Annotated in this window: 21 protein-coding genes and 5 tRNA genes; 12 read left to right on the forward strand and 14 right to left on the reverse strand. The window is 63.1% G+C overall.

The window, feature by feature from the left end; genetic code table 11:
• The first annotated feature begins 64 nt into the window (after positions 1 to 64).
• Positions 65 to 574 (forward strand): flavin reductase family protein, encoded by a 510-nt coding sequence (locus ACIPHN_RS17200; protein ID WP_400437932.1) that lies wholly within the window; start codon positions 65 to 67, stop codon positions 572 to 574.
• A 234-nt stretch (positions 575 to 808) separates the two neighbouring features.
• Here ACIPHN_RS17200 and ACIPHN_RS17205 read toward each other — a convergent pair.
• The 7 genes from ACIPHN_RS17205 to apbC all read right to left on the reverse strand — a co-directional run bounded on the left by ACIPHN_RS17205 (position 809) and on the right by apbC (position 4,345).
• Positions 809 to 884 (reverse strand) — tRNA-Glu (locus ACIPHN_RS17205).
• Positions 885 to 957: 73 nt separating this feature from the next.
• Positions 958 to 1,033 (reverse strand) — tRNA-Ala (locus ACIPHN_RS17210).
• 248 nt (positions 1,034 to 1,281) lie between these two features.
• Positions 1,282 to 1,357: transfer RNA gene (locus ACIPHN_RS17215), tRNA-Glu, on the reverse strand.
• 56 nt (positions 1,358 to 1,413) lie between these two features.
• Positions 1,414 to 1,489, reverse strand: a tRNA-Glu gene (locus ACIPHN_RS17220).
• A gap of 82 nt (positions 1,490 to 1,571) precedes the next feature.
• Positions 1,572 to 1,647, reverse strand: a tRNA-Ala gene (locus ACIPHN_RS17225).
• Positions 1,648 to 1,720: 73 nt separating this feature from the next.
• Complete coding sequence (gene gltX, locus ACIPHN_RS17230) at positions 1,721 to 3,121, reverse strand: glutamate--tRNA ligase (protein WP_400437933.1); 1,401 nt, start codon at positions 3,119 to 3,121, stop codon at positions 1,721 to 1,723.
• 135 nt (positions 3,122 to 3,256) lie between these two features.
• Positions 3,257 to 4,345: an iron-sulfur cluster carrier protein ApbC gene (gene apbC / locus ACIPHN_RS17235; RefSeq protein WP_400437934.1), complete on the reverse strand. Its 1,089-nt coding sequence runs from the start codon at positions 4,343 to 4,345 to the stop codon at positions 3,257 to 3,259.
• Between the two features lie 205 nt (positions 4,346 to 4,550).
• Between apbC and metG the strand changes: the two genes are divergently transcribed.
• Together metG and ACIPHN_RS17245 are read left to right on the forward strand one after the other, a co-directional pair.
• The gene (gene metG / locus ACIPHN_RS17240; protein ID WP_400437935.1) at positions 4,551 to 6,611 is read left to right on the forward strand and encodes a methionine--tRNA ligase; all 2,061 of its coding nucleotides are present in this window, start codon (positions 4,551 to 4,553) and stop codon (positions 6,609 to 6,611) included.
• 30 nt (positions 6,612 to 6,641) lie between these two features.
• A complete protein-coding gene (locus ACIPHN_RS17245) occupies positions 6,642 to 7,121 on the forward strand; it encodes a GNAT family N-acetyltransferase (protein WP_400437936.1) in 480 nt (159 codons plus the stop codon).
• A 76-nt stretch (positions 7,122 to 7,197) separates the two neighbouring features.
• Here the strand turns inward: ACIPHN_RS17245 and ACIPHN_RS17250 are convergent, their stop codons facing one another.
• The 3 genes from ACIPHN_RS17250 to ACIPHN_RS17260 all read right to left on the reverse strand — a co-directional run bounded on the left by ACIPHN_RS17250 (position 7,198) and on the right by ACIPHN_RS17260 (position 9,810).
• Positions 7,198 to 7,854: a methionine ABC transporter permease gene (locus tag ACIPHN_RS17250; protein WP_400437937.1), complete on the reverse strand. Its 657-nt coding sequence runs from the start codon at positions 7,852 to 7,854 to the stop codon at positions 7,198 to 7,200.
• Positions 7,841 to 8,938 carry a methionine ABC transporter ATP-binding protein gene (locus ACIPHN_RS17255; RefSeq protein WP_400438018.1) on the reverse strand — a complete coding sequence of 366 codons (1,098 nt, stop codon included), beginning with the start codon at positions 8,936 to 8,938 and terminating at the stop codon, positions 7,841 to 7,843. The genes ACIPHN_RS17250 and ACIPHN_RS17255 overlap by 14 nt, the downstream gene beginning before the upstream one ends.
• 62 nt (positions 8,939 to 9,000) lie before the next feature.
• Positions 9,001 to 9,810, reverse strand: coding sequence for a MetQ/NlpA family ABC transporter substrate-binding protein (locus tag ACIPHN_RS17260; RefSeq protein ID WP_400437938.1), 810 nt, complete (start codon positions 9,808 to 9,810; stop codon positions 9,001 to 9,003).
• 278 nt (positions 9,811 to 10,088) lie between these two features.
• Here ACIPHN_RS17260 and ACIPHN_RS17265 point away from each other — a divergent pair, with 278 nt between their 5' ends.
• The 5 genes from ACIPHN_RS17265 to ACIPHN_RS17285 are packed head-to-tail and all read left to right on the forward strand — an operon-like array spanning position 10,089 to position 15,224.
• The gene (locus ACIPHN_RS17265; protein WP_400437939.1) at positions 10,089 to 11,075 is read left to right on the forward strand and encodes a sugar-binding transcriptional regulator; all 987 of its coding nucleotides are present in this window, start codon (positions 10,089 to 10,091) and stop codon (positions 11,073 to 11,075) included.
• A gap of 23 nt (positions 11,076 to 11,098) precedes the next feature.
• Positions 11,099 to 12,145 (forward strand): ABC transporter ATP-binding protein, encoded by a 1,047-nt coding sequence (locus ACIPHN_RS17270; protein WP_400437940.1) that lies wholly within the window; start codon positions 11,099 to 11,101, stop codon positions 12,143 to 12,145.
• Positions 12,146 to 12,197: 52 nt separating this feature from the next.
• Positions 12,198 to 13,490 (forward strand): ABC transporter substrate-binding protein, encoded by a 1,293-nt coding sequence (locus ACIPHN_RS17275; RefSeq protein WP_400437941.1) that lies wholly within the window; start codon positions 12,198 to 12,200, stop codon positions 13,488 to 13,490.
• Between the two features lie 23 nt (positions 13,491 to 13,513).
• Positions 13,514 to 14,389, forward strand: a complete 876-nt coding sequence (locus ACIPHN_RS17280; protein ID WP_400437942.1) for a carbohydrate ABC transporter permease — start codon at positions 13,514 to 13,516, stop codon at positions 14,387 to 14,389.
• Between the two features lie 4 nt (positions 14,390 to 14,393).
• The gene (locus tag ACIPHN_RS17285; RefSeq protein ID WP_400437943.1) at positions 14,394 to 15,224 is read left to right on the forward strand and encodes a carbohydrate ABC transporter permease; all 831 of its coding nucleotides are present in this window, start codon (positions 14,394 to 14,396) and stop codon (positions 15,222 to 15,224) included.
• A 53-nt stretch (positions 15,225 to 15,277) separates the two neighbouring features.
• Here ACIPHN_RS17285 and ACIPHN_RS17290 read toward each other — a convergent pair whose 3' ends face one another.
• Both ACIPHN_RS17290 and bamE read right to left on the reverse strand, forming a co-directional pair.
• On the reverse strand, positions 15,278 to 15,562 hold the full coding sequence (locus ACIPHN_RS17290) for a hypothetical protein (RefSeq protein ID WP_400437944.1): 285 nt from the start codon (positions 15,560 to 15,562) through the stop codon (positions 15,278 to 15,280).
• A 228-nt stretch (positions 15,563 to 15,790) separates the two neighbouring features.
• Positions 15,791 to 16,318 (reverse strand): outer membrane protein assembly factor BamE, encoded by a 528-nt coding sequence (gene bamE / locus ACIPHN_RS17295; protein ID WP_400437945.1) that lies wholly within the window; start codon positions 16,316 to 16,318, stop codon positions 15,791 to 15,793.
• 72 nt (positions 16,319 to 16,390) lie between these two features.
• Here bamE and ACIPHN_RS17300 point away from each other — a divergent pair, with 72 nt between their 5' ends.
• From ACIPHN_RS17300 to ACIPHN_RS17315, 4 genes are all read left to right on the forward strand, one after another.
• Positions 16,391 to 16,594, forward strand: a complete 204-nt coding sequence (locus tag ACIPHN_RS17300; RefSeq protein ID WP_400437946.1) for a DUF3460 family protein — start codon at positions 16,391 to 16,393, stop codon at positions 16,592 to 16,594.
• Between the two features lie 9 nt (positions 16,595 to 16,603).
• Positions 16,604 to 17,500 carry a segregation and condensation protein A gene (locus ACIPHN_RS17305; protein ID WP_400437947.1) on the forward strand — a complete coding sequence of 299 codons (897 nt, stop codon included), beginning with the start codon at positions 16,604 to 16,606 and terminating at the stop codon, positions 17,498 to 17,500.
• A 78-nt stretch (positions 17,501 to 17,578) separates the two neighbouring features.
• Positions 17,579 to 18,418 carry a pantoate--beta-alanine ligase gene (gene panC, locus ACIPHN_RS17310; RefSeq protein WP_400437948.1) on the forward strand — a complete coding sequence of 280 codons (840 nt, stop codon included), beginning with the start codon at positions 17,579 to 17,581 and terminating at the stop codon, positions 18,416 to 18,418.
• Between the two features lies 1 nt (position 18,419).
• The gene (locus ACIPHN_RS17315) at positions 18,420 to 19,295 is read left to right on the forward strand and encodes a cobalamin-binding protein (protein ID WP_400437949.1); all 876 of its coding nucleotides are present in this window, start codon (positions 18,420 to 18,422) and stop codon (positions 19,293 to 19,295) included.
• Positions 19,296 to 19,340: 45 nt separating this feature from the next.
• Here ACIPHN_RS17315 and ACIPHN_RS17320 read toward each other — a convergent pair whose 3' ends face one another.
• Together ACIPHN_RS17320 and ACIPHN_RS17325 are read right to left on the reverse strand one after the other, a co-directional pair.
• Positions 19,341 to 19,967 (reverse strand): porin family protein, encoded by a 627-nt coding sequence (locus ACIPHN_RS17320; protein ID WP_400437950.1) that lies wholly within the window; start codon positions 19,965 to 19,967, stop codon positions 19,341 to 19,343.
• Positions 19,968 to 20,259: 292 nt separating this feature from the next.
• A complete protein-coding gene (locus ACIPHN_RS17325; protein WP_400437951.1) occupies positions 20,260 to 20,856 on the reverse strand; it encodes an outer membrane beta-barrel protein in 597 nt (198 codons plus the stop codon).
• Positions 20,857 to 20,965: the final 109 nt, after the last annotated feature.

Raw genomic sequence — 20,965 nt, forward strand, 5'->3', positions numbered from 1 at the left:
GCGACGGCCATACCAGAAGAGCCGCACGGGCTCTGTCACACCGTACCTGCCATTGCTTCCTGCCATGTCCATTTCCAGTCCTGCCATCGCCCCCTCACGCTTGCGCGAGGCGCTCGGGCATTTTGCCTCCGGCATCACCGTGATCACCTCCCTGGTCGATGACGAGCCTGTCGGCTTCACCTGCCAGTCGTTCTATAGCGTGTCGATGAGTCCGCCACTGGTGTCCTTCTGCGTCATGTCCGGATCGGCCAGCCTTCCCAGGATTCGCGCGGCGGGACGGTTCGCCGTCAATATCCTGTCGGAGGAGCAGATCGGGGTTTCCTCGCAATTCGCCCGGCGCGGCGGGGACAAATGGGCCGGGATTGAATGGACGAGGTCAGCGCTGGGCAATCCGGTCATTGCCGGTAGCCTGTCTTGGCTGGATTGCCAGGTGCATGCGGAACATGCTGCGGGGGATCACGTGATCGTGATTGGTGAGGTGAAGGGATTGGATACGCAAGATGCGGCTGATGGGCAGCCATTGCTGTATTTCAGGGGGCAATATCGGAATATTGCCGTGGCTGAGGTGGTTTGAGCGGATTGATCTGAATTGATCTGAGTTGATCTGGATTGACTTGCTTGGCTTGGATTGCGTTCGGTGCGCATTCCACTGCCCTCTAACGCTCGCTGCGCGAGCGAAGGATTCGCCCACGTGCCGCGGGCCCGGTTTCGCTTGCAAGCGAAACCTTTCGAATCCCCCCCGCGATGTGCTCAGCACATCGCTAGGCGCCACCAAACAAAAAAGCCCGCTTGCGCGGGCTTTTTTATTTGGCGTCCCCTGGGGGATTCGAACCCCCGTACTCACCGTGAAAGGGTGATGTCCTAGGCCTCTAGACGAAGGGGACAAAACGGTTACAACTACAAACTTCCTCGAATCAGCTCTTCCACTAATTCACCCCACATTTCCATGTGGGTCGCTGGTGGAGGTAAGCGGGATCGAACCGCTGACCTCTTGCATGCCATGCAAGCGCTCTCCCAGCTGAGCTATACCCCCTGCGAAAGGAAAAGTCCCAAACTCCGGACTATCCAACCTCAAGGTAGCCTGAATAATCAGACTACTTCAACTTTCCAACAACCCGGCGGCTACCGGACTGCCTTACAACCTGGCGTCCCCTGGGGGATTCGCCCACATTCTGCGGGCCGCGGAATCGCTTTCAAGCGATTCCCTTCGAATCCCCACGCGATGTGCTCAGCACATCGCTGGACTTACATAGCCCGACCGTAGCCGGACTATTTCTTACCTGGCGTCCCCTGGGGGATTCGAACCCCCGTACTCACCGTGAAAGGGTGATGTCCTAGGCCTCTAGACGAAGGGGACACTGTACTTCTTCATACCTGTGCTGCTTGCTGGGTGACAGCACAGATATCAAAATCTGGCGTCCCCTGGGGGATTCGAACCCCCGTACTCACCGTGAAAGGGTGATGTCCTAGGCCTCTAGACGAAGGGGACAAGCAGGTACTTCAACTACATCTTCTTACTTCAACATCTCAAGCTTCGCCTGAAATATCACCGCCAAACATCTGCGGGTCGCTGGTGGAGGTAAGCGGGATCGAACCGCTGACCTCTTGCATGCCATGCAAGCGCTCTCCCAGCTGAGCTATACCCCCGTTGCGAAGAAGCGAGATTATGCAATACCTCTTTTCAAAAGACAACAGCTTTTTCAAAAATAATTTCTTTTTTTTAAAGATAAGCTGCCAAACGTGCCGCCACAGCCTCACGACCGAACAATTGCAGCACGGCGTCAATGGCCGGAGTCTGCAATTGACCGGCGACGATCAGGCGCAGGGGCATGGCCAGCTGCGGCATCTTGATGCCGTGCGCGGCCAATACTTCCTTGATCATCGGGGCGATCGCTTCCTTGGTCCATTCCACGGTGGCGACGCGCTGGGCAAAGTCGGCCAGGGCCGGCTTGATGGCGTCGGTGATGTGCTGGGCCACCAGGGCGGCGTCCGGGGCCGGCTGGCGGTAGAACATCAGCGCGGCGGCGGCGATCTCGTTGACGGTGTTGGCGCGGTCCTTCAACAAGGCGATCACGGCTTCCAGCGCCGGCGCGCCGTCGAAGGCGGCGCCCTGCTGCTCCAGCTGCGGGCGCACCAGGCCGGCCAGGCGGGCGTTGTCGGCCAGCTTGATGTAGTGGTTGTTGAGCCAGTTCAGCTTTTCCGGATTGAATTGCGCCGGGGCCTTGGTCAGGTGGTCCAGGTCGAACCATTCGCAGAACTGCTGCATCGAGAAGATCTCGTCGTCGCCATGGCTCCAGCCCAGGCGGGCCAGGTAGTTCAGCATCGCTTCGGGCAGGTAGCCCTGGGCCGGGTAGTCCATCACGCTGACCGCGCCGTGGCGCTTGGAGAGCTTTTCACCGTCGGCGCCCAGGATCATGGGCACGTGGCCGTATTCAGGCAGCGTGCCGCCCAGGGCCTTGAGGATGTTGATCTGGCGCGGGGTGTTGTTGACGTGGTCGTCGCCACGGATGACGTGGGTGATCTTCATGTCCCAGTCGTCCACCACCACACAGAAGTTGTAGGTCGGGGTACCGTCCGGGCGGGCGATCACCAGGTCGTCCAGCTCGCGGTTGGAGATGGTGATGGGGCCCTTGACCACGTCGTTCCAGCTGACCTCGCCCTCTTGCGGGTTCTTGAAACGTACCACCGGCTTGCGGTCTGCGGGAATGGCCGGCAGGGTCTTGCCCGGCTCCGGACGCCAGGTGCCGTCGTAGCGCGGCTTCTCGCCGGCGGCGCGCTGGCGCTCGCGCATGGCTTCGACTTCCTCGGGCGTGCAGTAGCAGTGATAGGCCGTGCCCTGCTCCAGCATCTGGCCCACCACCTCGCGGTAACGGTCCATGCGCTTCATCTGGTAGAACGGGCCTTCGTCATGCGCCAGGCCCAGCCATTGCATGCCCTCGATGATGGCCTGCACTGCTTCCGGGGTGGAACGCTCGACGTCGGTGTCTTCGATGCGCAGCACGAAGGTGCCGCCGAAGCGACGGGCATAGGCCCAGGAGAACAGCGCCGTGCGGGCGCCGCCCAGGTGCAGGTAGCCGGTGGGACTGGGAGCGAAACGGGTACGTACTTGAGTGGCAGTCATGATCGGGAATAAAAAACCAAAACGGCCTTGGCATGCCAAAGCCGTACAACGGTCAAGGGTTCAATCGGAAAGACGTCATTTTAACGCCTTTGCAGGCGGGCACGCCATGCCGGCGGCCCGCCCTGGCTGGAATGTTCAGTCGTTCTGCACCACGATGGTGGGGAACTTGCTGGACATGTCGCGCGCCTTTTCGGCCACCTTCACGGCGACCTTGCGGGCGATGGCCTTGTAGATCTCGGCGACCTTGCCCTGCGGATCGGCCACCACGGTGGGGGTGCCGGAGTCGGTCTGCTGGCGGATTTCCATGGTCAGCGGCAAGGCGCCCAGGAAGTCCACGCCGAAGTCGGCGCACATCTTCTCGCCGCCGCCCACGCCAAAGATGGGCTCGGCATGGCCGCAGTTGGAGCAGACGTGCATGCTCATGTTTTCCACGATGCCCAGGATGGGGATGCCGACCTTCTCGAACATGCGCAAGCCCTTGCGCGCGTCCAGCAAGGCGATGTCCTGGGGCGTGGTCACGATGACCGCACCGGTGACCGGCACCTTCTGCGACAGCGTCAGTTGCACGTCGCCGGTGCCGGGGGGCATGTCGACGATGAGGTAATCGAGCTCGCGCCAGTTGGTCTGGTCCAGCAGTTGCTGCAGGGCCTGGGTGACGATGGGACCGCGCCAGACCATGGGTTCGTCCGGGTCGATCATGAAACCGATGGAGGAGACCTGCAGGCCGTGGTTTTCCAGCGGCTCCATGGTCTTGCCATCCTTGGTCTCGGGCTGGCCCGAAATACCCATCATCATCGGTTGCGAGGGGCCATAGATGTCGGCATCCAGGATGCCCACGCGCGCGCCCTCGGCCGACAGCGCCAGCGCCAGGTTGACGGCGGTGGTCGACTTGCCCACCCCGCCCTTGCCGGAGGCGACCGCAATGATGTTCTTGACGTTGCTCTTGAGCTTGATGCCGCGCTGCACGGCATGGGCCACGATCTTGAACTGGACGTTGGCCTCCACGGCGGTGACGCCGGGCAGCTTGCCCAGGGCCTCTTCCACCATCTGGCGGATGGGTTCCAGCTGGCTGGCGGCCGGGTAACCCAGCTCCACGTCCAGCAGCACGCGGCCACCGTCGACACGGATGTTGCGCGCTTCCTTGCCGCGGATCAGATCCCGGCCGGTATTGGGGTCGATCACCTGCAACAGTGCCGCCTTGACCTCTTCCACTGTGATGCTCATTGATTCTCCTTGCTCAGAACCCGCAAGTCTATCGCAATCGCGCCCGCGCCGCCCTGTGACGGGATCAATGCAAGCCCATCCGCAACCGGATTTTCCTTGCAATCAAGCAACTACTGCGCCGGATCGCCATCGACTGATAGAATGACTCCCTTCGGCCACGCAAAACGTCGCCCTTTATCCACCCATCGCATCGTCCGTATTGCCAATGAGTACAACTGCACCTCGCCAACTCTTCGTCACAACCGCACTCCCCTACGCCAACGGCGCGTTCCACATCGGCCACATCATGGAATATATCCAGGCCGACATCTGGGTCCGGTTCCAGCGAATGCAGGGCAATGAGGTCCATTTCGTCGGCGCCGACGATGCCCACGGTGCGCCCATCATGATCGCCGCCGAGAAGGCCGGCATCACGCCGCAGCAATTCGTGGCCAACATCGCTGCCGGTCGCAAGCAGTACCTGGACGGCTTCCATATCGCCTTCGACAACTGGAGCTCCACCGACAGCCCCGAGAACCACGAGCTGTCGCAGGAAATCTATCGCGCCCTGCGCGACGAGGCCAAGCTGATCTCGACCAAGACCATCGACCAGTTCTATGACCCGGTCAAGAACATGTTCCTGCCGGACCGCTACATCAAGGGCGAATGCCCCAAGTGCGGTACCAAGGACCAGTACGGCGACTCCTGCGAGAACTGCAGCGCCGTCTACGCACCGACCGACCTGAAGAACCCGTACTCGACGCTGTCCGGCGCGACCCCGGTGATGAAGTCGTCGGAACACTTCTTCTTCAAGCTGTCCGACCCCAAGTGCGTGGAATTCCTGCGCGAATGGGCGCTGGAGAGCAACCGCCTGCAACCGGAAGTGGCCAACAAGGCCCGCGAATGGCTGGACGGCGAAGGCGGCCTGGGCGACTGGGACATCAGCCGTGACGCGCCCTACTTCGGCATCGAGATCCCCGATGCACCGGGCAAGTACTTCTATGTCTGGCTGGACGCGCCGATCGGCTACCTGGCCTCGCTGAAGAACTACTTCGGCAAGACCGGTCGTGATTTCGACGCCTTCATGGCCGACGAGAAGACCGAGCAGTACCACTTCATCGGCAAGGACATCACCTATTTCCACACCCTGTTCTGGCCCGCCATGCTGAAATTCGCCGGCCGCAAGACGCCCAACAACGTCTTCGCGCACGGCTTCATCACGGTCAGCGGCGAGAAGATGTCCAAGTCGCGCGGCACCGGCATCTCGCCGCTGCGCTACCTGGATATCGGCATGAACCCGGAATGGCTGCGCTACTACATCGCCGCCAAGCTGAATGCCAAGGTCGAGGACGTGGACTTCAACCCGGATGACTTCGTCGCCCGCGTCAACGCCGACCTGATCGGCAAGTACGTCAACATCGCCAGCCGTGCCGCCGGCTTCATCGCCAAGCGCTTCGAAGGTCGCGTCTCGACCCAGTGGGCCACGGGCGACGACGCCTTCCTGGGCAAGCTGCGCGGCGTGGCCGATGAAATCCGCGGCCTCTACGAGCAGCGTGAATACGGCAAGGCCCTGCGCCTGGTGATGGAACAGGCCGACGCCATCAACGCCTATGTGGATGCCAACAAGCCCTGGGAACTGGCCAAGGACACGGCCCGCGACGCGCAACTGCACGAAGTCTGCAGCCGCCTGCTGGAAGCCTTCCGCATCCTGACCGTCTACCTCAAGCCGGTGCTGCCGCAACTGGCCGCACAGGTGGAAGCCTTCTTCAAGGTCCAGCCCTTCCAGTGGGGCGACGTGACCGTGCCGCTGGCCGATGGCCATGTCATCAACGCCTACTCGCACCTGATGCAGCGCGTCGATCCCAAGATGCTCGATGCCCTGTTCGAGGCACCGGAAGCCCCCGCAGCCGCCGCTGCCGAAGAAAGCGCCATCGAGGAACTGGCCCCCGAGATCTCCATCGACGACTTCGCCAAGGTCGATCTGCGCATTGCCAAGATCGTCAACTGCGAAGCCGTGGAAGGCTCCACCAAGCTGCTGCGCCTGACCCTGGATGCCGGCGAAGGCCGCACCCGCAACGTCTTCTCGGGCATCGCCTCGGCCTACAAGCCGGAAGAACTGGTCGGCAAGCTGACGGTGATGGTGGCCAACCTGGCGCCGCGCAAGATGAAGTTCGGCGTCTCCGAAGGCATGGTGCTGGCAGCCTCGGCCAAGGACGAGAAGGCCAATCCGGGCATCTACGTGCTCAATCCGTGGCCGGGCGCCGAGCCGGGCATGCGGGTGCGCTAAGGCGCTGCCGGCCTGAAGGGAGTCTCCAGTATGGACCTGCTCATCCGCGAAGCCACCTCCGAGGACACCATCCTCATCGCCGACCTGACCCGGCACAGCTGGGCCAACAAGGTGGCGGCGAACTCGTCCGGCCACCGCGAGGCTGCCGATCACGTGGCCGAGGACCTGCAGCATGGCGGCGCCTTCATCCTGCTGCGCGGTGAAACGCCGGCCGGTTCGGTGCGCTGGATCCCGCTCGATACCGAGAGCGATGTCTGGGAAATCCGTCGCATGGGCATCGCCCCGGCCTTCCGGGGCGAGCGCCTGTCGCAGCACCTGATGGAAGCACTGATCCACCGGGCGCAAGCGGCCGATGTGCGCGAGCTGCGGCTGGCGGTGCGCCATGACCAGGCCAGGCTGGTGGACCTGTATGCCGCCTTCGGCTTCGAGATCGCGCCGGAACTGGAGTACACCCGGGCCAATCCGCTGGATGCGCCTCCCATCGTGATGCGCCGGATGATGCGTCACTGAAGTGACCGCAGGATCCGCAAGAAAAAATGCGACGCCACGGCGTCGCATTTTTTTCGTCTGGGGCATCCGGCCACGCTCAGCGCCGGTGATCCAGCCGCCGTGCAATCGCCTCCCCGGTGAACTGGATCACCGACACCAGCGCGATGAGGATCACGATGACCTCGAACATCACCCGCGTCTCGTAGCGTTCATAGCCATAGCGGATGGCCAGGTCGCCCAGGCCACCAGCCCCCACCGCCCCGGCCATGGCCGAGGCATTGATCATGGCGATGACGCTCACCGTCATGCCACCGACGATGCCCGGCAAGGCCTCGGGCAGCAGCACATGGCGCACGATGTGCCAGCGCCGGCACCCCATGGCGCGGGCCGCTTCCACCAGTCCGCCATCGACCTCGTTGAGCGAGACCTGGGCGATGCGGGCATAGAAAGGCAGCAGGTTCACCGTCAGCGGCACCACCGCCGCCCAGGTGCCCAGGGTGGTGCCGACCAGCCAGCGCGTCACCGGCAGCAGCGCCACCAGCATGATGATGAAAGGCACTGCCCGGAACACGTTGACCGTCACCGACAAGGCCCGGTGCAGGCGTGGCCGGGGGTAGAGATGGTGGCGCGCTGTCACCGTCAGCACCACTGCCAGGGCCAGTCCCAGCAGGATGGCCAGCACCGCGGCACTGCCCACCATCAGCAGGGTCTGGAAGAAGGCCAGGACATACTTGTCGAGTTCAGGCAGGGACATAGGCAATCACCTTGATACGACCGGCCCCCTGGCCGGCCTCGAATGACTGGCGCACGCGCGCCAGGTCCTGCGCCGGCAACAGGAACAGCAGTTCGCCTTGCGAGTGTCCGCGAATGCGGTCCAGCCCGCCATGGACCAGCACCGCCTGCGGCCCCAACTGCGCCAGCAGCGGCAGGGGCAGACCCTGGACCGCCGCGCTGCCATCGACATGCAGACTGACCAGCGCCTGGCCCGGACTACCGCGCAGATCGTCCACCAGTCGCGCCGCCAGGTCGGTCGGAACCCCGTGCAGCAAGGGACTGAGCAGCGCGCGCGTGGCATCGGCCTGCGGCTGGCCGAACACCCGCCACACCTCGCCCAGCTCCACGGCCCGCCCCTGGTCCAGCACCAGCACGCGGTCGCAGATTTCACGGATTACCGCCATGTCATGGGTGATCAATACCACCGTCAAACCCATGGCCTGGCTGACCTGGCGCAATAGCGCCAGGATGGATTGGGTGGTCTCGGGATCGAGTGCCGAGGTGGCCTCGTCGCAAAGGAGGATGTCGGGCTCGTGTACCAGCGCGCGGGCGATACCCACGCGCTGCTTCTGCCCGCCCGACAATCTGGCCGGGTAGACATCGGCCTTGTCGGCCAGCCCGACCAGTTCCAGCAATGCATCCACCCTGGTCCGGATGCGATCGGGCGGCACACCCGCCACCCGCAACGGCAGACCGATGTTCTCGCGCACGGTCTTGGCCGAGAGCAGGTTGAAGTGCTGGAAGATCATGCCGATGCGCCGCCGCAGGGCCACCAGCCCCGCTTCGTCGAGCGTGCCGACATCGATGCCGTTGACCAGGACCTGGCCCGAGGACACCGCCTCCAGCGCATTGAGGGTGCGCAGCAGGGTCGACTTGCCGGCACCGCTACGCCCGATGATGCCGAAGATCTCGCCACGGGCCACGCTGAAGTCGATCCCGCTCAGGGCCTGCACGCTCCCGGTCGGCGCGGCATAGTGCTTGCCGACCTCGCGCAGGGTGATGTGGGTGTCACCCGGGCGCGATGCCGTCGCGGCGTCAGACGTGGGCGTCGCCACTGGCGTCAGCGACGGCACCTTGCGACGGCGTGCCGGCAGGCTGATGCCGCCACGGATCAGGGCGGCGATACTCAAAATACCGGCACCACCGAGCCATTGAACTGCTTCTGGATGAACTGGCGCACTTCCTCGGACTGGTAGGCCTTCACCAGCGGTGCGACCCAGGGGGCATTCTTGTCCTGTTCGCGCACCACGATGATGTTGACGTAGGGATTCTGCTCACGCTTTTCCACCGCGATGCCGTCACGCGTGGCGATCAGGCCGGCCTGGTAGGCGAAGGTATTGACGATGGCAGCAGCATCGACATCCTCCAGCGAGCGCGCCAGCACCACCGAGGCGCTTTCGATCAGGTTGATCTTCTTGCGGTAGCCGCTGATATCCGACAGCGAGGCCGTGCCGGTGTAGGGATCGAAGCCCTCGCGCAAGGTGATCAGGCCGGCGTCGCGCAGGATCACCAGGGCGCGGGTCTGGTTGCTGGGGTCATTGGGGATGGCCACCTTGGCGCCCTCGGGCAGGTCCTTGAGCGACTTGTACTTCTTCGAATAGAAGGCGATCGGCGAGATATAGGTATCGCCCACGGCGCTGAGCTTGTAGCCGCGCTGCTTGATCTGGTCGCGCAGGAAGGGAATGTGCTGGAAGGAATTGGCATCCAGGTCGCCATTGTTGAGCGCCTCGTTGGGGCTGGCCGCGCCCGAGATGACGACGGCTTCGACATTGAGCCCGTTCTTCTTGGCCACCTGGGTCACCACCTGCCAGATCAGTTCGTCGGTGCCACCCCGCACGCCTACCTTCAACGTCCTGGTATCGGCGCCATGGGCCAGGCCGGACAGGCAAAAACTCGTCAAGGCGAGCACGGCGGACAGGCGGGAGAGAAGGGTCATGGAGGCTCCTTTTGTAGTGATCTGATGGGCGGGCAGAGATGCACCTTCCGGGTGCAGGCTAGCCAGTGTAGGGACGCCACTCCGCGCGGCCAACGAAGCTTTTCGTATGTCCTTATACGTCACCCCATGCGCCTGCCCACGCCCCAAGAACATCTGTTCATCAAGGTGTAACAAAGGATCGCTACCATCGTGAAAACGTTGCCAGGCGGCCGCTGCACACAGACCACCTACTTATCTATTTATCTATTTCGCATCACTTTCGACGTCCGGACAAGAAAATGGCCCAAGGGGAGAGGCAGGAAACCGCCTACATGGCCGTGCGCGTGGCACGGCTCTACTATTTCCAGAACATGACCACGGCGGCCATCGCCGACGAGATCGGTACCTCGCGGGCGACCGTCTCGCGCCTGCTGTCCTATGCGCTGGAGCGTGGCCTGGTGGAAATCCGCGTACACGACCCGCAGGAAATCTCCGGCAACCTGGAAACCCTGATCGCCACCCATTACCGCCTGCGCTCCATCCAGGTGGTGCCGGTGGCGGCCGCCGCCAGCGACAAGGAAACCCTGCAGCGCGTGGCCGCCCATGCCGCCGCCTATGTCAATGCGCTGGTGACGCCCTCGTCGGTCATCGGCCTGGCCTGGGGCACCACCGTCTCGGAGATCGCCGACCAGTTGCTGCCGCGTCATGTGCATGACGTCGACGTGGTGCAGTTGAATGGCTCCGGCAGTGGCGCCAGCTTCATCAATACCTTTGGCGAATCGATCGTCTCGCGGGTGGCGCAGAACTATGGCGCGCGCGCCCATCATTTCCCGGTGCCGGCCTTCTTCGACTACGCCGACACCCGCAGCGCGCTGTGGCGCGAAAAGAGCATCCAGGCCATCCGCGACCTGCAGGACCGCGCCTCCATCCTGCTCTTTTCCATCGGCGCCGAGGCCACCGGCAGCTACATCCATACCGCTGGCTACCTGGGTGAACAGGAACGCCAGATCCTGCGCGACGAAGGCCTGGTAGGCGACATCGCCACGGTGTTCTTCCGCGAGGATGGCAGCTGGCGCGACGTCGCCCTCAATGCCCGCAGCAGTGGCCCCGACCTGGGCTGCTTCCAGCGCGCGCCGCATTCCATCTGCGTGGTCTCCGGCACCGGCAAGCTGCCCGGCCTGAAGGCGGCGCTACGCGGCGGCTTCATCAACGAACTGATCATCGACGAACCCAGTGCGCGCCTGCTGGTGGAGCATATCCGCCGCAGCAGCCTGGCCACGTCCTGAGCCATCACCACGGGGAAACCGCAATGGCAGCCATCTCCTTGCAGGGCCTGTGCAAGCACTGGGGCGAGGCCCAGACCCAGGGCATCACGGGCATCGATATCGAGGTGAAGTCGGGGGATTTCACCGTCCTGCTGGGGCCTTCGGGCTGCGGCAAATCCACCACCCTGCGCCTGATCGCCGGACTGGACAAACCCAGCGCCGGCCGTATCCATATCGGCGGGAAGGATGTGACGCAGCTGCCGCCGGCGCAGCGCAAGATCTCGATGGTGTTCCAGTCTTATGCCCTGTTCCCGCACCTGAGCGTACGCGACAACATCCTCTTCGGCGTACGGGTGCGCAAGGAGCCGCGCCAGGGGTATGAGGCGCGACTCAAGCGCGTGGCCGATATCCTGGGACTGTCGCACCTGCTGGACCGGCGTCCGGCGCAGCTCTCCGGCGGCCAGCAACAGCGGGTAGCGCTGGGTCGCGCCATCATCGCCGACGCCCCGGTCTGCCTGATGGATGAACCGCTCTCCAACCTCGACGCCCAGTTGCGCCAGGAAATGCGCCGCGAGATCCGCGCCCTGCAGCAGCAGCTCGGCATGACCATGATCTACGTCACCCACGACCAGACCGAGGCCATGAGCATGGCCGACCAGGTGGTCTTGCTGCGCGATGGCCGCATCGAACAGGATGCGCCGCCCGCACAGCTGTATGCGCAACCGGCCAGCGCCTTCGCGGCCCGCTTCATCGGCACGCCGCCCATGAACCTGCTGGCGCTGGAGTCTTCCCCGCAAGGCCTGGTCATCGCCGGCAGTACGCACAGGGTCAGGGACGATGCCAACACGCCGCTGCAACTGGGCCTGCGCCCGGAGCACATCCGCATCGCCGATGACGGCGTGGCGGCGGTGGTGGAGACGGTCGAATACTTCGGCGCCGACACCATCGTGGCCGCACGCATCGGCCAGGCATCCCTGATGGCGCGGGTGCCGGGCCAGCACAGCCTGCGCTCCGGCGCGGCGATACGACTGGCCTGGGATGCCCGCGACCAGTACTTCTTCGCGCGTGACAGCGGCCTGCGCCATGGCTGATGCGCGTCCTGTTTTCCGTTGCAAGTCCACCTTCCCCTCATGGAGATGTCTCATGCGTAGAACCATCCTGAAATCCCTGGCCGCACTGGCCGTCACCGCCGCCTTCAGCGCCCCGGTCCTGGCGGCCAACCCGGTCGAGATCAGCTTCTACTACCCGGTCGCCGTCGGTGGCGCGGTGACCAAGACCATCGACAGCATGGTGGCCGACTTCGAGAAGGCCAACCCGGACATCAAGGTCAAGGCCATCTATGCCGGCACCTACCAGGAAAGCATCGTCAAGGCGCTGACCGCCTTCAAGGGCGGCACCCCGCCCACGCTGGCCGTGCTGCTGTCGACCGACCTGTTCACGCTGATCGACGAGAACGCCATTGTCTCCATCGACAGCCTGGCCAGCAGCGCCGAAGACAAGAAGTGGATCGATGGCTTCTACAAGGGCTTCATGGACAACAGCCAGACCGAAGGCAAGACCTGGGGCATCCCCTTCCAGCGCTCGACCATCGTGATGTACTACAACAAGGCCCTGTTCAAGGAAGCCGGCCTGAACCCCGAGAAGGCCCCGGCCACCTGGAACGAGATGGTCGAAGCCGCCAGGAAGCTCACCAAGCGTGACGCCGCCGGCAACGTCAGCCAGTGGGGTGTGAAGATCCCCTCGACCGGTTTCGGCTACTGGATGTTCCAGGCCATGACGGCCTCCAACGACACCCTGCTCATGAACAGCGCCGGTACCAAGACCTACTTCGATAAGCCGGGCGCGGTCCAGGCGCTGCAGCACTGGGTCGACCTGACCACTCGCGAGAAGGTCATGCCGGCCGGCGCCATCGAATGGGGCACCACGCCCAAGGACTTCCTGGAGCAGAAGGCAGCCATGGTCTGGACCACCACCGGCAACCTGACCAATATCCGCAGCAATGCCAGCTTCCCCTTCGGCGTGGCCATGCTGCCGGGCATCAAGCATCCGGGCAGCCCCACCGGCGGTGGCAACTTCTATGTCTTCAACAAGACTTCGCCGGCCGAGCAGCAGGCCGCCATGAAGTTCATCCGCTTCGCCACCGAACCGGCGCGCGCGGCCCAGTGGTCGATCGCCACCGGCTACGTGGCACCGCGCCAGGACGCCTGGGATACGCCAGAAATGAAGAAGTACCTGCAGGATGTCCCGGCCGCCGACGTCGCCCGCGAGCAGATGAAATACGGTGTGGCCGAACTGTCCACCCATGACAACCAGCGCGTGACCAAGGCCCTGAACGACAATCTGCAGGCGGCGCTCTCCGGCACCAAGACAGCGGACGCCGCCTTGAAGGACGCCCAGCGCGAAGCCGAGCGCATCCTCCGCGCCTACGGCCGCTAAGGCGCAGCGCACCTGGCCCGCCGATGAAACGCCTGTCTTCCTCCGTCCTGCCCTGGCTGCTGCTCTCGCCGGCCATGGTGCTGCTGATCGCCTTTACGCACTATCCGGCGCTGGCGACGCTGTGGCATAGCTTCTTTTCCACGCCCAAGGGCGCCAGGCCGTCGGTGTTCGTCGGTCTGGAGAACTATGCGCTGATGGTGGACGATCCGGTATTCTGGCGGGCCTTGTGCAACAACCTGTGGTTTGCCTTCGGCACCATCCCGGTGGCCATTGCCCTGGCCATCCTGATGGCCCTGTGGGTCAATGAACGGCTGGCCGGGCGCGGTGTGCTGCGCCTGGCCTATTTCACGCCGACGGTGCTGCCCATGATCGCGGTGGCCAATATCTGGCTGTTCTTCTACACGCCCCAGTACGGCTTGCTGGAGCAGATCACCGGCGCGCTCGGCCTGCCCTCGCACAACTGGCTGGGCAATCCTGACACCGTGCTGGGCGCTCTGATGGTGGTCGCGGTGTGGAAGGAAGCCGGTTTCTTCATGATCTTCTACCTGGCCGCGCTGCAGCAGATCTCCCCGGTGCTGGCCGAAGCCGCCGCGCTGGAAGGCGCCTCGCGCTGGCAGTATTTCTGGCAGGTGCAGTTCCCGCTGCTGATGCCGACCACACTCTTCGTGCTCATCAATGCCCTGATCAATGCCTTCCGGCTGGTGGACCATATCGTGGTCATGACCAAGGGCGGCCCGGACAATGCCAGCGCGCTGCTGCTGTACTACATCTATGAAGTCGGCTTCGCCTTCTGGGATTCGTCCTACGCGGCGGCGCTGACGGTGGTGCTGCTGGCCATGCTGGGGCTGATCGCGCTGGTGAAGTTCCGCATCCTCGACCGCAGGACCCACTACCAATGAATCAATGAATGCGCCGACCTCCCCCTTCGCCACCGGCAGCCGGACACTGGAAACCCTGTCCGCCTGGGCGCTGGCGCTGCTGTGGCTGCTGCCGCTGCTGTATGCCCTGTGGACTGCTTTCCACCCGGCCGCCTACGCCACCCGCTTCGCCCTGGACGCGCCGCTGACGCTGGAGAACTTCGCCAATGCCTGGCATGCGGCGCCCTTCCCGCGCTACTTCCTCAATACCTTCCTGCTGGTGAGCCTGATCCTGGTGGCGCAGATGGTGCTGGCGACGCTGGCCGCGTATGCCTTTGCGCGCTTCAGCTTCCGCGGCAGCAATGTGATGTTCATGCTGGTGCTGATGCAATTGATGGTGATGCCCGACATCCTCATCGTGGAAAACTACCAGACCATGAACCTGCTGGGCCTGCGCGACACCATCCTCTCCATCGGCCTGCCCTACTTCGCCTCGGCCTTCGGCATCTTCCTGCTGCGCCAGACCTTCAAGACGGTTCCCCGCGAGCTGGACGAAGCGGCCACGGTCGAAGGCGCCTCGCCCATGCAGATCCTGATGCAGGTGTATGTGCCGCTGGCCAGGCCGATCTACATCGCCTTCGGACTGGTCTCGGTGAGTACCCACTGGAACAACTTCCTGTGGCCGCTGATCGTCACCAACTCGGTGGAATCGCGCCCGCTGACGGTGGGGCTGCAGGTGTTTTCCTCCACCGACCAGGGGGTGGACTGGTCCATCATCACGGCCGCCACCCTGATGACCTCGGCACCGCTGCTGCTGGCTTTCCTGCTGTTCCAGCGACAGTTCGTGCAGTCGTTCATGCGGGCGGGGATACGCTGACGCCATCCGCCGCATACACATTGCGCCCCTGGTAGCTACGACGGCAGGTGTGGTCAGGGGCGTCCTGGCGACTTCCCGAACCACTCAACCTCCCCGGCCGCCTTTTGCTGCGAACGCCACGCGTCATACTGTGTGTCGATACTGCGGGTACAGTCGCGGTAGTCCCCATAGCCGACTTTTCCATCGCAACGATCGTGAGCCTTGTCTTGAGCCATTCCAGAAAGGCCAAATCCGGCCTTGTGCAAATCGAAATCTGGTGTCGAGCAGGCACTGGCAAGACAGCAGGCCAGCGCCAGGACAGACAATCGGGTGGTCGTTCGATAAACAAGTGATGACATGAGCACTCCTCACGCGCGTCGGGCGGCGACATTGTTAAGGATGCTTATTAGATGACATGAGCAAGCCCCACCGAGAGACAAGCCGAAGGAATACAGGAATGTCCGAAGAATCACGAGAGACTGCTTTTCCGCAGTTCTTCTTTTCATTGCTCGACGCGCAGCGGCATCACGTCACCGGCATCCTCCGTATACCGTGCAATTGACGATAGAACGGTAAGAGCTTCCCGCTTAATGCCCGGAAATCTCCGAAATCGAGGTCCGCACCACCTGCCGGGTGGTCATGTCGAAATGCACGTTGAAGAGGCGATCCTCGTGGACGTAGTGGTATTTCCAGTCCCACACCTCCTCGTTCTTGCGGGCGAAGGGCACCACGCTGCGCGGGCGGCCGAACTGGCGGCGTACCTCGTCGGCGCTCATGCCGGGGCGGATGGTGTCGAAATGTTCCTGGGTCAACACCTGGGTGTAGTCGACCAGCATCCCGGAAGCGCCGATGGCGAACATCCAGGTGCGGATGCCTTCCGGTCCCTTGGGATATTCCAGGGTGTGGGCGCCTCCGCCGTCTTCCCAGACGGTATCGGGTTGCCCCATCACGCCGCGCACGTCGGCTTCGCTGGAGATGCCCTTCTGCAACTTGTCCAAACCGAACTCCTCGATGGGATTGCCATTGCGGTCGCAGCCGAACATTGCCAAAGCGGCAAGCAAGGCGCCGAAGCTGGCGGCGTGGCGACGCAGGCGGGTGAATAAAGGCGCAGTCATAGGTAATTGATTATCCCTGATGAAGACAAGGTAAAATACGGCTTCTGTGTAACATTTTGGCCTGACCTCATCATGATCTTCGGAAAAAAGACCACCTACGTATCTGAAATCACCCAGTTCATCGACGAACTGAAGACGAAGAACCCGAAGCTGGAAGACTCTCAGCGTGACGGCCGTGCCCTGCTGTGGGACAAGGAGCCGCTGGACCTGGACAAGACCGCCCGTGAGAAGGCCTCGCGCGTGGCGCAGCAGCCCTACGTCTACCAGAGCCACTAAGCTGTTCGCATGACGGTTCAAGCAGGTGGCGCCGACACCGCCGATCAGCCCGGCGAGCAACGCAACGTCGACGCCATCGACATCACCCCCGCAGGACAACAGGACACCACGCCCGACGTGATCGACGGCGTGGCGTTGGCGCGCCTGTACGGCGAGCCGCTGTTCCAGCTGCCCAACGACCTCTACATCCCGCCGGATGCGCTGGAAGTCTTCCTGGAAGCCTTCCAGGGACCGCTGGACTTGTTGCTGTACCTGATCCGCAAGCAGAACTTCAACATCCTGGACATCCCGCTGGCCCAGGTCACCGCCCAGTACCTGGAATACGTCGAACAGATCCGCAAGCAGAACCTGGAACTGGCCGCCGAATACCTGCTGATGGCGGCCATGCTCATCGAGATCAAGTCGCGCATGCTGCTGCCGGCCAAGCGGGCCGAGAGCGGCGAAGAGCCCGAGGATCCGCGCGCCGAACTGGTACGCCGCCTGCTGGAGTACGAACAGATCAAGCTGGCGGCCCAGGAGCTGGACCAGCTGCCGCAGGTCGGGCGCGACTACGTGCGCACCCAGGTGCACATCGAGCAGACCGTGGTCACCCGCTGGCCCGAGGTCAACATGGATGACCTCAAGTCGGTCTGGGCCGATATCCTCAAGCGCGCCAAGCTGACCCAGCATCACCACATCAGCCGCGAGGAACTGTCAGTGCGCGAGCACATGACGGGCATCCTGCGCCGCCTGCAGACGGCGCGCTTCGTCGAGTTCTCGGATCTCTTCGAGCCCTCCCGCGGCGTACCGGTGGTGGTGGTGAACTTCATCGCCCTGCTCGAACTGGCCAAGGAAACGCTCATCGAAATCACCCAGGCCGAAGCCTTCGCGCCCATCTATGTCAGACTGTCGTATTCGCCCAGCTGAGCGGGCGACACCCACCGGCAACCCGGGCCGGGCCGCGCATGACGCCAGCGCTGGCCGGCCTGCAACCAGAGAATCCGCATGAAAATCATTTCCTCGATCGAAGAACTCCGCGACCACCTGCGGGGCCAGTTGCGCACCGCCTTCGTGGCGACCATGGGCAACCTGCACGAAGGTCACCTCTCGCTGATGCGCCTGGCGCGCACCCACGGCGACCCGGTGGTGGCCTCGATCTTCGTGAACCGTCTGCAATTCGGCCCCAACGAGGACTTCGACAAATACCCCCGCACCTTCCAGGACGACGTCGAGAAGCTGGAGAAGGAAGGCGTCTACGTGCTCTTCGCCCCGACCGAAAAGGACATGTACCCGGAGCCGCAGGAATACCGCGTGCAGCCGCCCGATGGCCTGGGCAATACGCTGGAGGGTGAATTCCGTCCCGGCTTCTTCACCGGCGTCTCGACGGTGGTGATGAAGCTGTTCTCCTGTGTGCAACCGCGCGTGGCCGTGTTCGGCAAGAAGGACTACCAGCAGCTGATGATCGTGCGCAACATGGCACGCCAGTTCGCCCTGCCCACCGAGATCGTCGGTGCCGAGACCTATCGCGCCGAGGATGGCCTGGCACTGTCCTCGCGCAACGGTTACCTGTCGGCCGAGGAGCGCGCCGAGGCGCCGCTGCTCTACAAGGTGCTCAACAATGTGGCCGAGGAAGTGCGTGGCGGCCAGACCAATATCGCCCTGGTCGAGCAATTGGCCATGGAGCGCCTGGCCGGACGTGGCTGGAAGCCGGACTACGTGGCCGTGCGCAAGCGCATCGACCTGCAGGCACCGAGCGCAGCCGACATCGAACAGGGCGCGCCGTTGGTGGTCCTGTCGGCGGCCAAGCTGGGGGCGACCCGCCTGATCGACAACCTGGAAATCTGAAGTGCGGGCCGCGGCCGGGCTCTGGCTGGCCGCGCTTGCGCTGGCAGGCCCGGCGCAGGCGACGGTCACCGTCCAGGACGACCTGGGCAATACGGTGACGCTGGCCCAGCCAGCCCGCCGCATCGTCAGCCTGGCACCGCACGTCACCGAACTGCTGTATGCCGCCGGCGCCGGCGACAGGCTGGTGGGTGTCAGCAATGTCAGCGACTATCCCCGCGAGGCCGCGCAACTCCCTTCCGTGGGCAGCTTTGCCGCGCTCGACCTGGAGCGCATCCTGGCCCTCAAGCCCGACCTGATCGTGGCCTGGCACAGCGGCAACAAACCCGCGCAACTGGCGCGCCTGCGCCAGTTCGGCATCCCTCTCTATGAAAGCCAGCCGGCCGATTTCGGCATGATCGCCACGTCGCTGGAGCAACTCGCCCATCTGGCCGGCAGCGATGCCACTGGGCAGGCCGCGGCCTCCGCCTTCCGGGCGCGCTGGCAAAGCCTGCAGGCGCAGTATCGCGGACGGCCCGAGGTCAGCGTGTTCTACCAGATCTGGAGCCAGCCGCTGATGACACTCAACGGTCACCACATGGTGTCATCGGTGCTGCGCCTGTGCGGTGGTCGCAACATCTTCGCCGACCTGCCGCAACTGGCCCCCACCGTCAGCGTCGAAGCGGTGCTGGCAGCCGATCCGCAGGTGATCCTCGCCCCGGGTGATGCGAAGGACCAGCCGCTGGAGCGCTGGCGCCAGTTCCCGCGCCTGCGTGCGGTGCGCGATGCTCAGCTCTACAGCGTCAATGCGGACTGGCTCAACCGGGCCGGGCCGCGCATCCTGGATGCAGCCGCAGAAGTCTGTGCTCGCCTGGATCAGGCCAGGGCGGCCATGAAATGAAAATCCCTCCAGGTCTGGAGGGATGGTTTGCCAGGAAAGCAAGGTCTAGAAGCGGTATTTCACACCGGCGCTGTACAGGTTGGCATTGACAGTCACTTCATCGTCCCAGGAGCCGCCGAGACGCTGCAGGCGTGTGAAACCGGCGTTAGCGCTCCAGTTCGATGTCAGGTCGAACTCATAACCCAGGCCCAGAAGATAGCCGTTGCCCGATTGCGAGTGGTTGCGGGTATTACGGAAGCGGTTAGGGACTTCATCAACGATCTGGACCGATACCGTGGAATTCATCAACCCGCCCTTGATGTACAGGCCCGGCACGAATTGGGTGAATTTATAGATGGCACTCACATCGAAGGCGTCGGTACTGGCCTTCAGGTTCCAGCGACGATCACCGCGGACAAGCTCGCGCTCGAAATTGCCCAGGCTCAGATAGCTCGCTTCCACCGAAAAGTTGGGAGTGAAGCGGTAGCCAATCAGGGCGCGCAAGGCCCCAGCATTGCGCGAATCCGAATAATTCCGGGTGGTGGGCGCATCTTTTTCGCTGACGAGGTAGCTGCTCATGCCGCCCTCGATGCCGATATAGACGCCGCTATCTGACTTCACAGCCTGGGCCCAGGTGGGAACGGAAGATGCCGCCAGCAGCACACCAGCGAACAGTAAGCGCATTTTCTTCATAGGTCTCTTCTCAAAAATTGAATGGGTCTCCACGAACCCTTGCAGCAAGGCCGCAAGGATGGTGGAGGCGGGCGGATGATAGAAGTGAGGGAGAGAAAAGACCGGAGATAGCGAAGAATGCGTTCAGAAAATCGTCGTAATTCGAATTGGCCATCGAAAGCAGCCGAGCTACAAGCGATAAATTCCGCCGCCAGGTGCAGAAAAACAACTGCTCCGATAGCGCGCCCAGGCAAAAAAAATCCCCCCGCAAGCGGAGGGATTTCTGCGTACCTGCGTACTAAGGCATCAGCGCTTAGAACTTGTACTTCACGCCAGCCGAGTACAGGTTCATCTTGTTTTCGCTTTGGCCACCCAGCTTTTCCAGGCGGGTAAAGCCGACATTGATGCCGACGTTCTTGGTGACGCTGAACTCATAGCCCAGGCCGTACAGGTAACCGCTGCCCGATGTCGAGAACTTGGAAGTGCCGGAGGGTTGGCTCAGCTCCAGGGACACCTTGGATTGGGTGGCACCCGCCTTCAGGTACAGGCCCGGCACGAATTCGGTGAACTTGTAGATCACGGACAGATCCGCACCCTGGACATTGGCCTTCACGTTGTAGCGCACGGTGCGGGCGACGTTGGTGCCGTCCTGCTTGAAATCGTCGGTGACGAAGTAGCCCAGCTCCAGAGCGAAGTTCTTGTTGATCTGATAACCAACCAGGGCGCGCAGGGCGCCAGTTTCGTTGGTTTCGGAGGTCTTCACACCGTTGGTCGGGGTGGCGATGGCGTTGATCGAGGCGATACCGCCTTCGAGTCCGACATACACGCCGCTGTCGGCGGTCTGGGCTGCCACCGAACCGGCGGTCATCATTGCGGCTACTGCTACTGCTGCTGCGATCTTCTTTTGCATTTCTTATAATCCCTAGGAATATGTCAGTCTTTTGTCAGGGTTTCCCCGCCGCAATTATATCGACTGGTGAGAATGCGTAAATATTTGTTAAGGGATTTCTCGAACAAAT

It is taken from the genome of Herbaspirillum sp. NPDC087042 (assembly GCF_044745245.1).
Lineage (GTDB): Bacteria > Pseudomonadota > Gammaproteobacteria > Burkholderiales > Burkholderiaceae_D > Herbaspirillum.

Coding starts and splice junctions, on each gene's coding strand:
- ACIPHN_RS17200 (WP_400437932.1), top strand. CDS start 65: ATGTCCATTTCCAGTCCTGCCATCGCCCCCTCACGCTTGCGCGAGGCG.
- gltX (WP_400437933.1), bottom strand. CDS start 3,121: ATGACTGCCACTCAAGTACGTACCCGTTTCGCTCCCAGTCCCACCGGC.
- apbC (WP_400437934.1), bottom strand. CDS start 4,345: ATGAGCATCACAGTGGAAGAGGTCAAGGCGGCACTGTTGCAGGTGATC.
- metG (WP_400437935.1), top strand. CDS start 4,551: ATGAGTACAACTGCACCTCGCCAACTCTTCGTCACAACCGCACTCCCC.
- ACIPHN_RS17245 (WP_400437936.1), top strand. CDS start 6,642: ATGGACCTGCTCATCCGCGAAGCCACCTCCGAGGACACCATCCTCATC.
- ACIPHN_RS17250 (WP_400437937.1), bottom strand. CDS start 7,854: ATGTCCCTGCCTGAACTCGACAAGTATGTCCTGGCCTTCTTCCAGACC.
- ACIPHN_RS17260 (WP_400437938.1), bottom strand. CDS start 9,810: ATGACCCTTCTCTCCCGCCTGTCCGCCGTGCTCGCCTTGACGAGTTTT.
- ACIPHN_RS17265 (WP_400437939.1), top strand. CDS start 10,089: ATGGCCCAAGGGGAGAGGCAGGAAACCGCCTACATGGCCGTGCGCGTG.
- ACIPHN_RS17270 (WP_400437940.1), top strand. CDS start 11,099: ATGGCAGCCATCTCCTTGCAGGGCCTGTGCAAGCACTGGGGCGAGGCC.
- ACIPHN_RS17275 (WP_400437941.1), top strand. CDS start 12,198: ATGCGTAGAACCATCCTGAAATCCCTGGCCGCACTGGCCGTCACCGCC.
- ACIPHN_RS17280 (WP_400437942.1), top strand. CDS start 13,514: ATGAAACGCCTGTCTTCCTCCGTCCTGCCCTGGCTGCTGCTCTCGCCG.
- ACIPHN_RS17285 (WP_400437943.1), top strand. CDS start 14,394: ATGAATGCGCCGACCTCCCCCTTCGCCACCGGCAGCCGGACACTGGAA.
- ACIPHN_RS17290 (WP_400437944.1), bottom strand. CDS start 15,562: ATGTCATCACTTGTTTATCGAACGACCACCCGATTGTCTGTCCTGGCG.
- bamE (WP_400437945.1), bottom strand. CDS start 16,318: ATGACTGCGCCTTTATTCACCCGCCTGCGTCGCCACGCCGCCAGCTTC.
- ACIPHN_RS17300 (WP_400437946.1), top strand. CDS start 16,391: ATGATCTTCGGAAAAAAGACCACCTACGTATCTGAAATCACCCAGTTC.
- ACIPHN_RS17305 (WP_400437947.1), top strand. CDS start 16,604: ATGACGGTTCAAGCAGGTGGCGCCGACACCGCCGATCAGCCCGGCGAG.
- panC (WP_400437948.1), top strand. CDS start 17,579: ATGAAAATCATTTCCTCGATCGAAGAACTCCGCGACCACCTGCGGGGC.
- ACIPHN_RS17320 (WP_400437950.1), bottom strand. CDS start 19,967: ATGAAGAAAATGCGCTTACTGTTCGCTGGTGTGCTGCTGGCGGCATCT.
- ACIPHN_RS17325 (WP_400437951.1), bottom strand. CDS start 20,856: ATGCAAAAGAAGATCGCAGCAGCAGTAGCAGTAGCCGCAATGATGACC.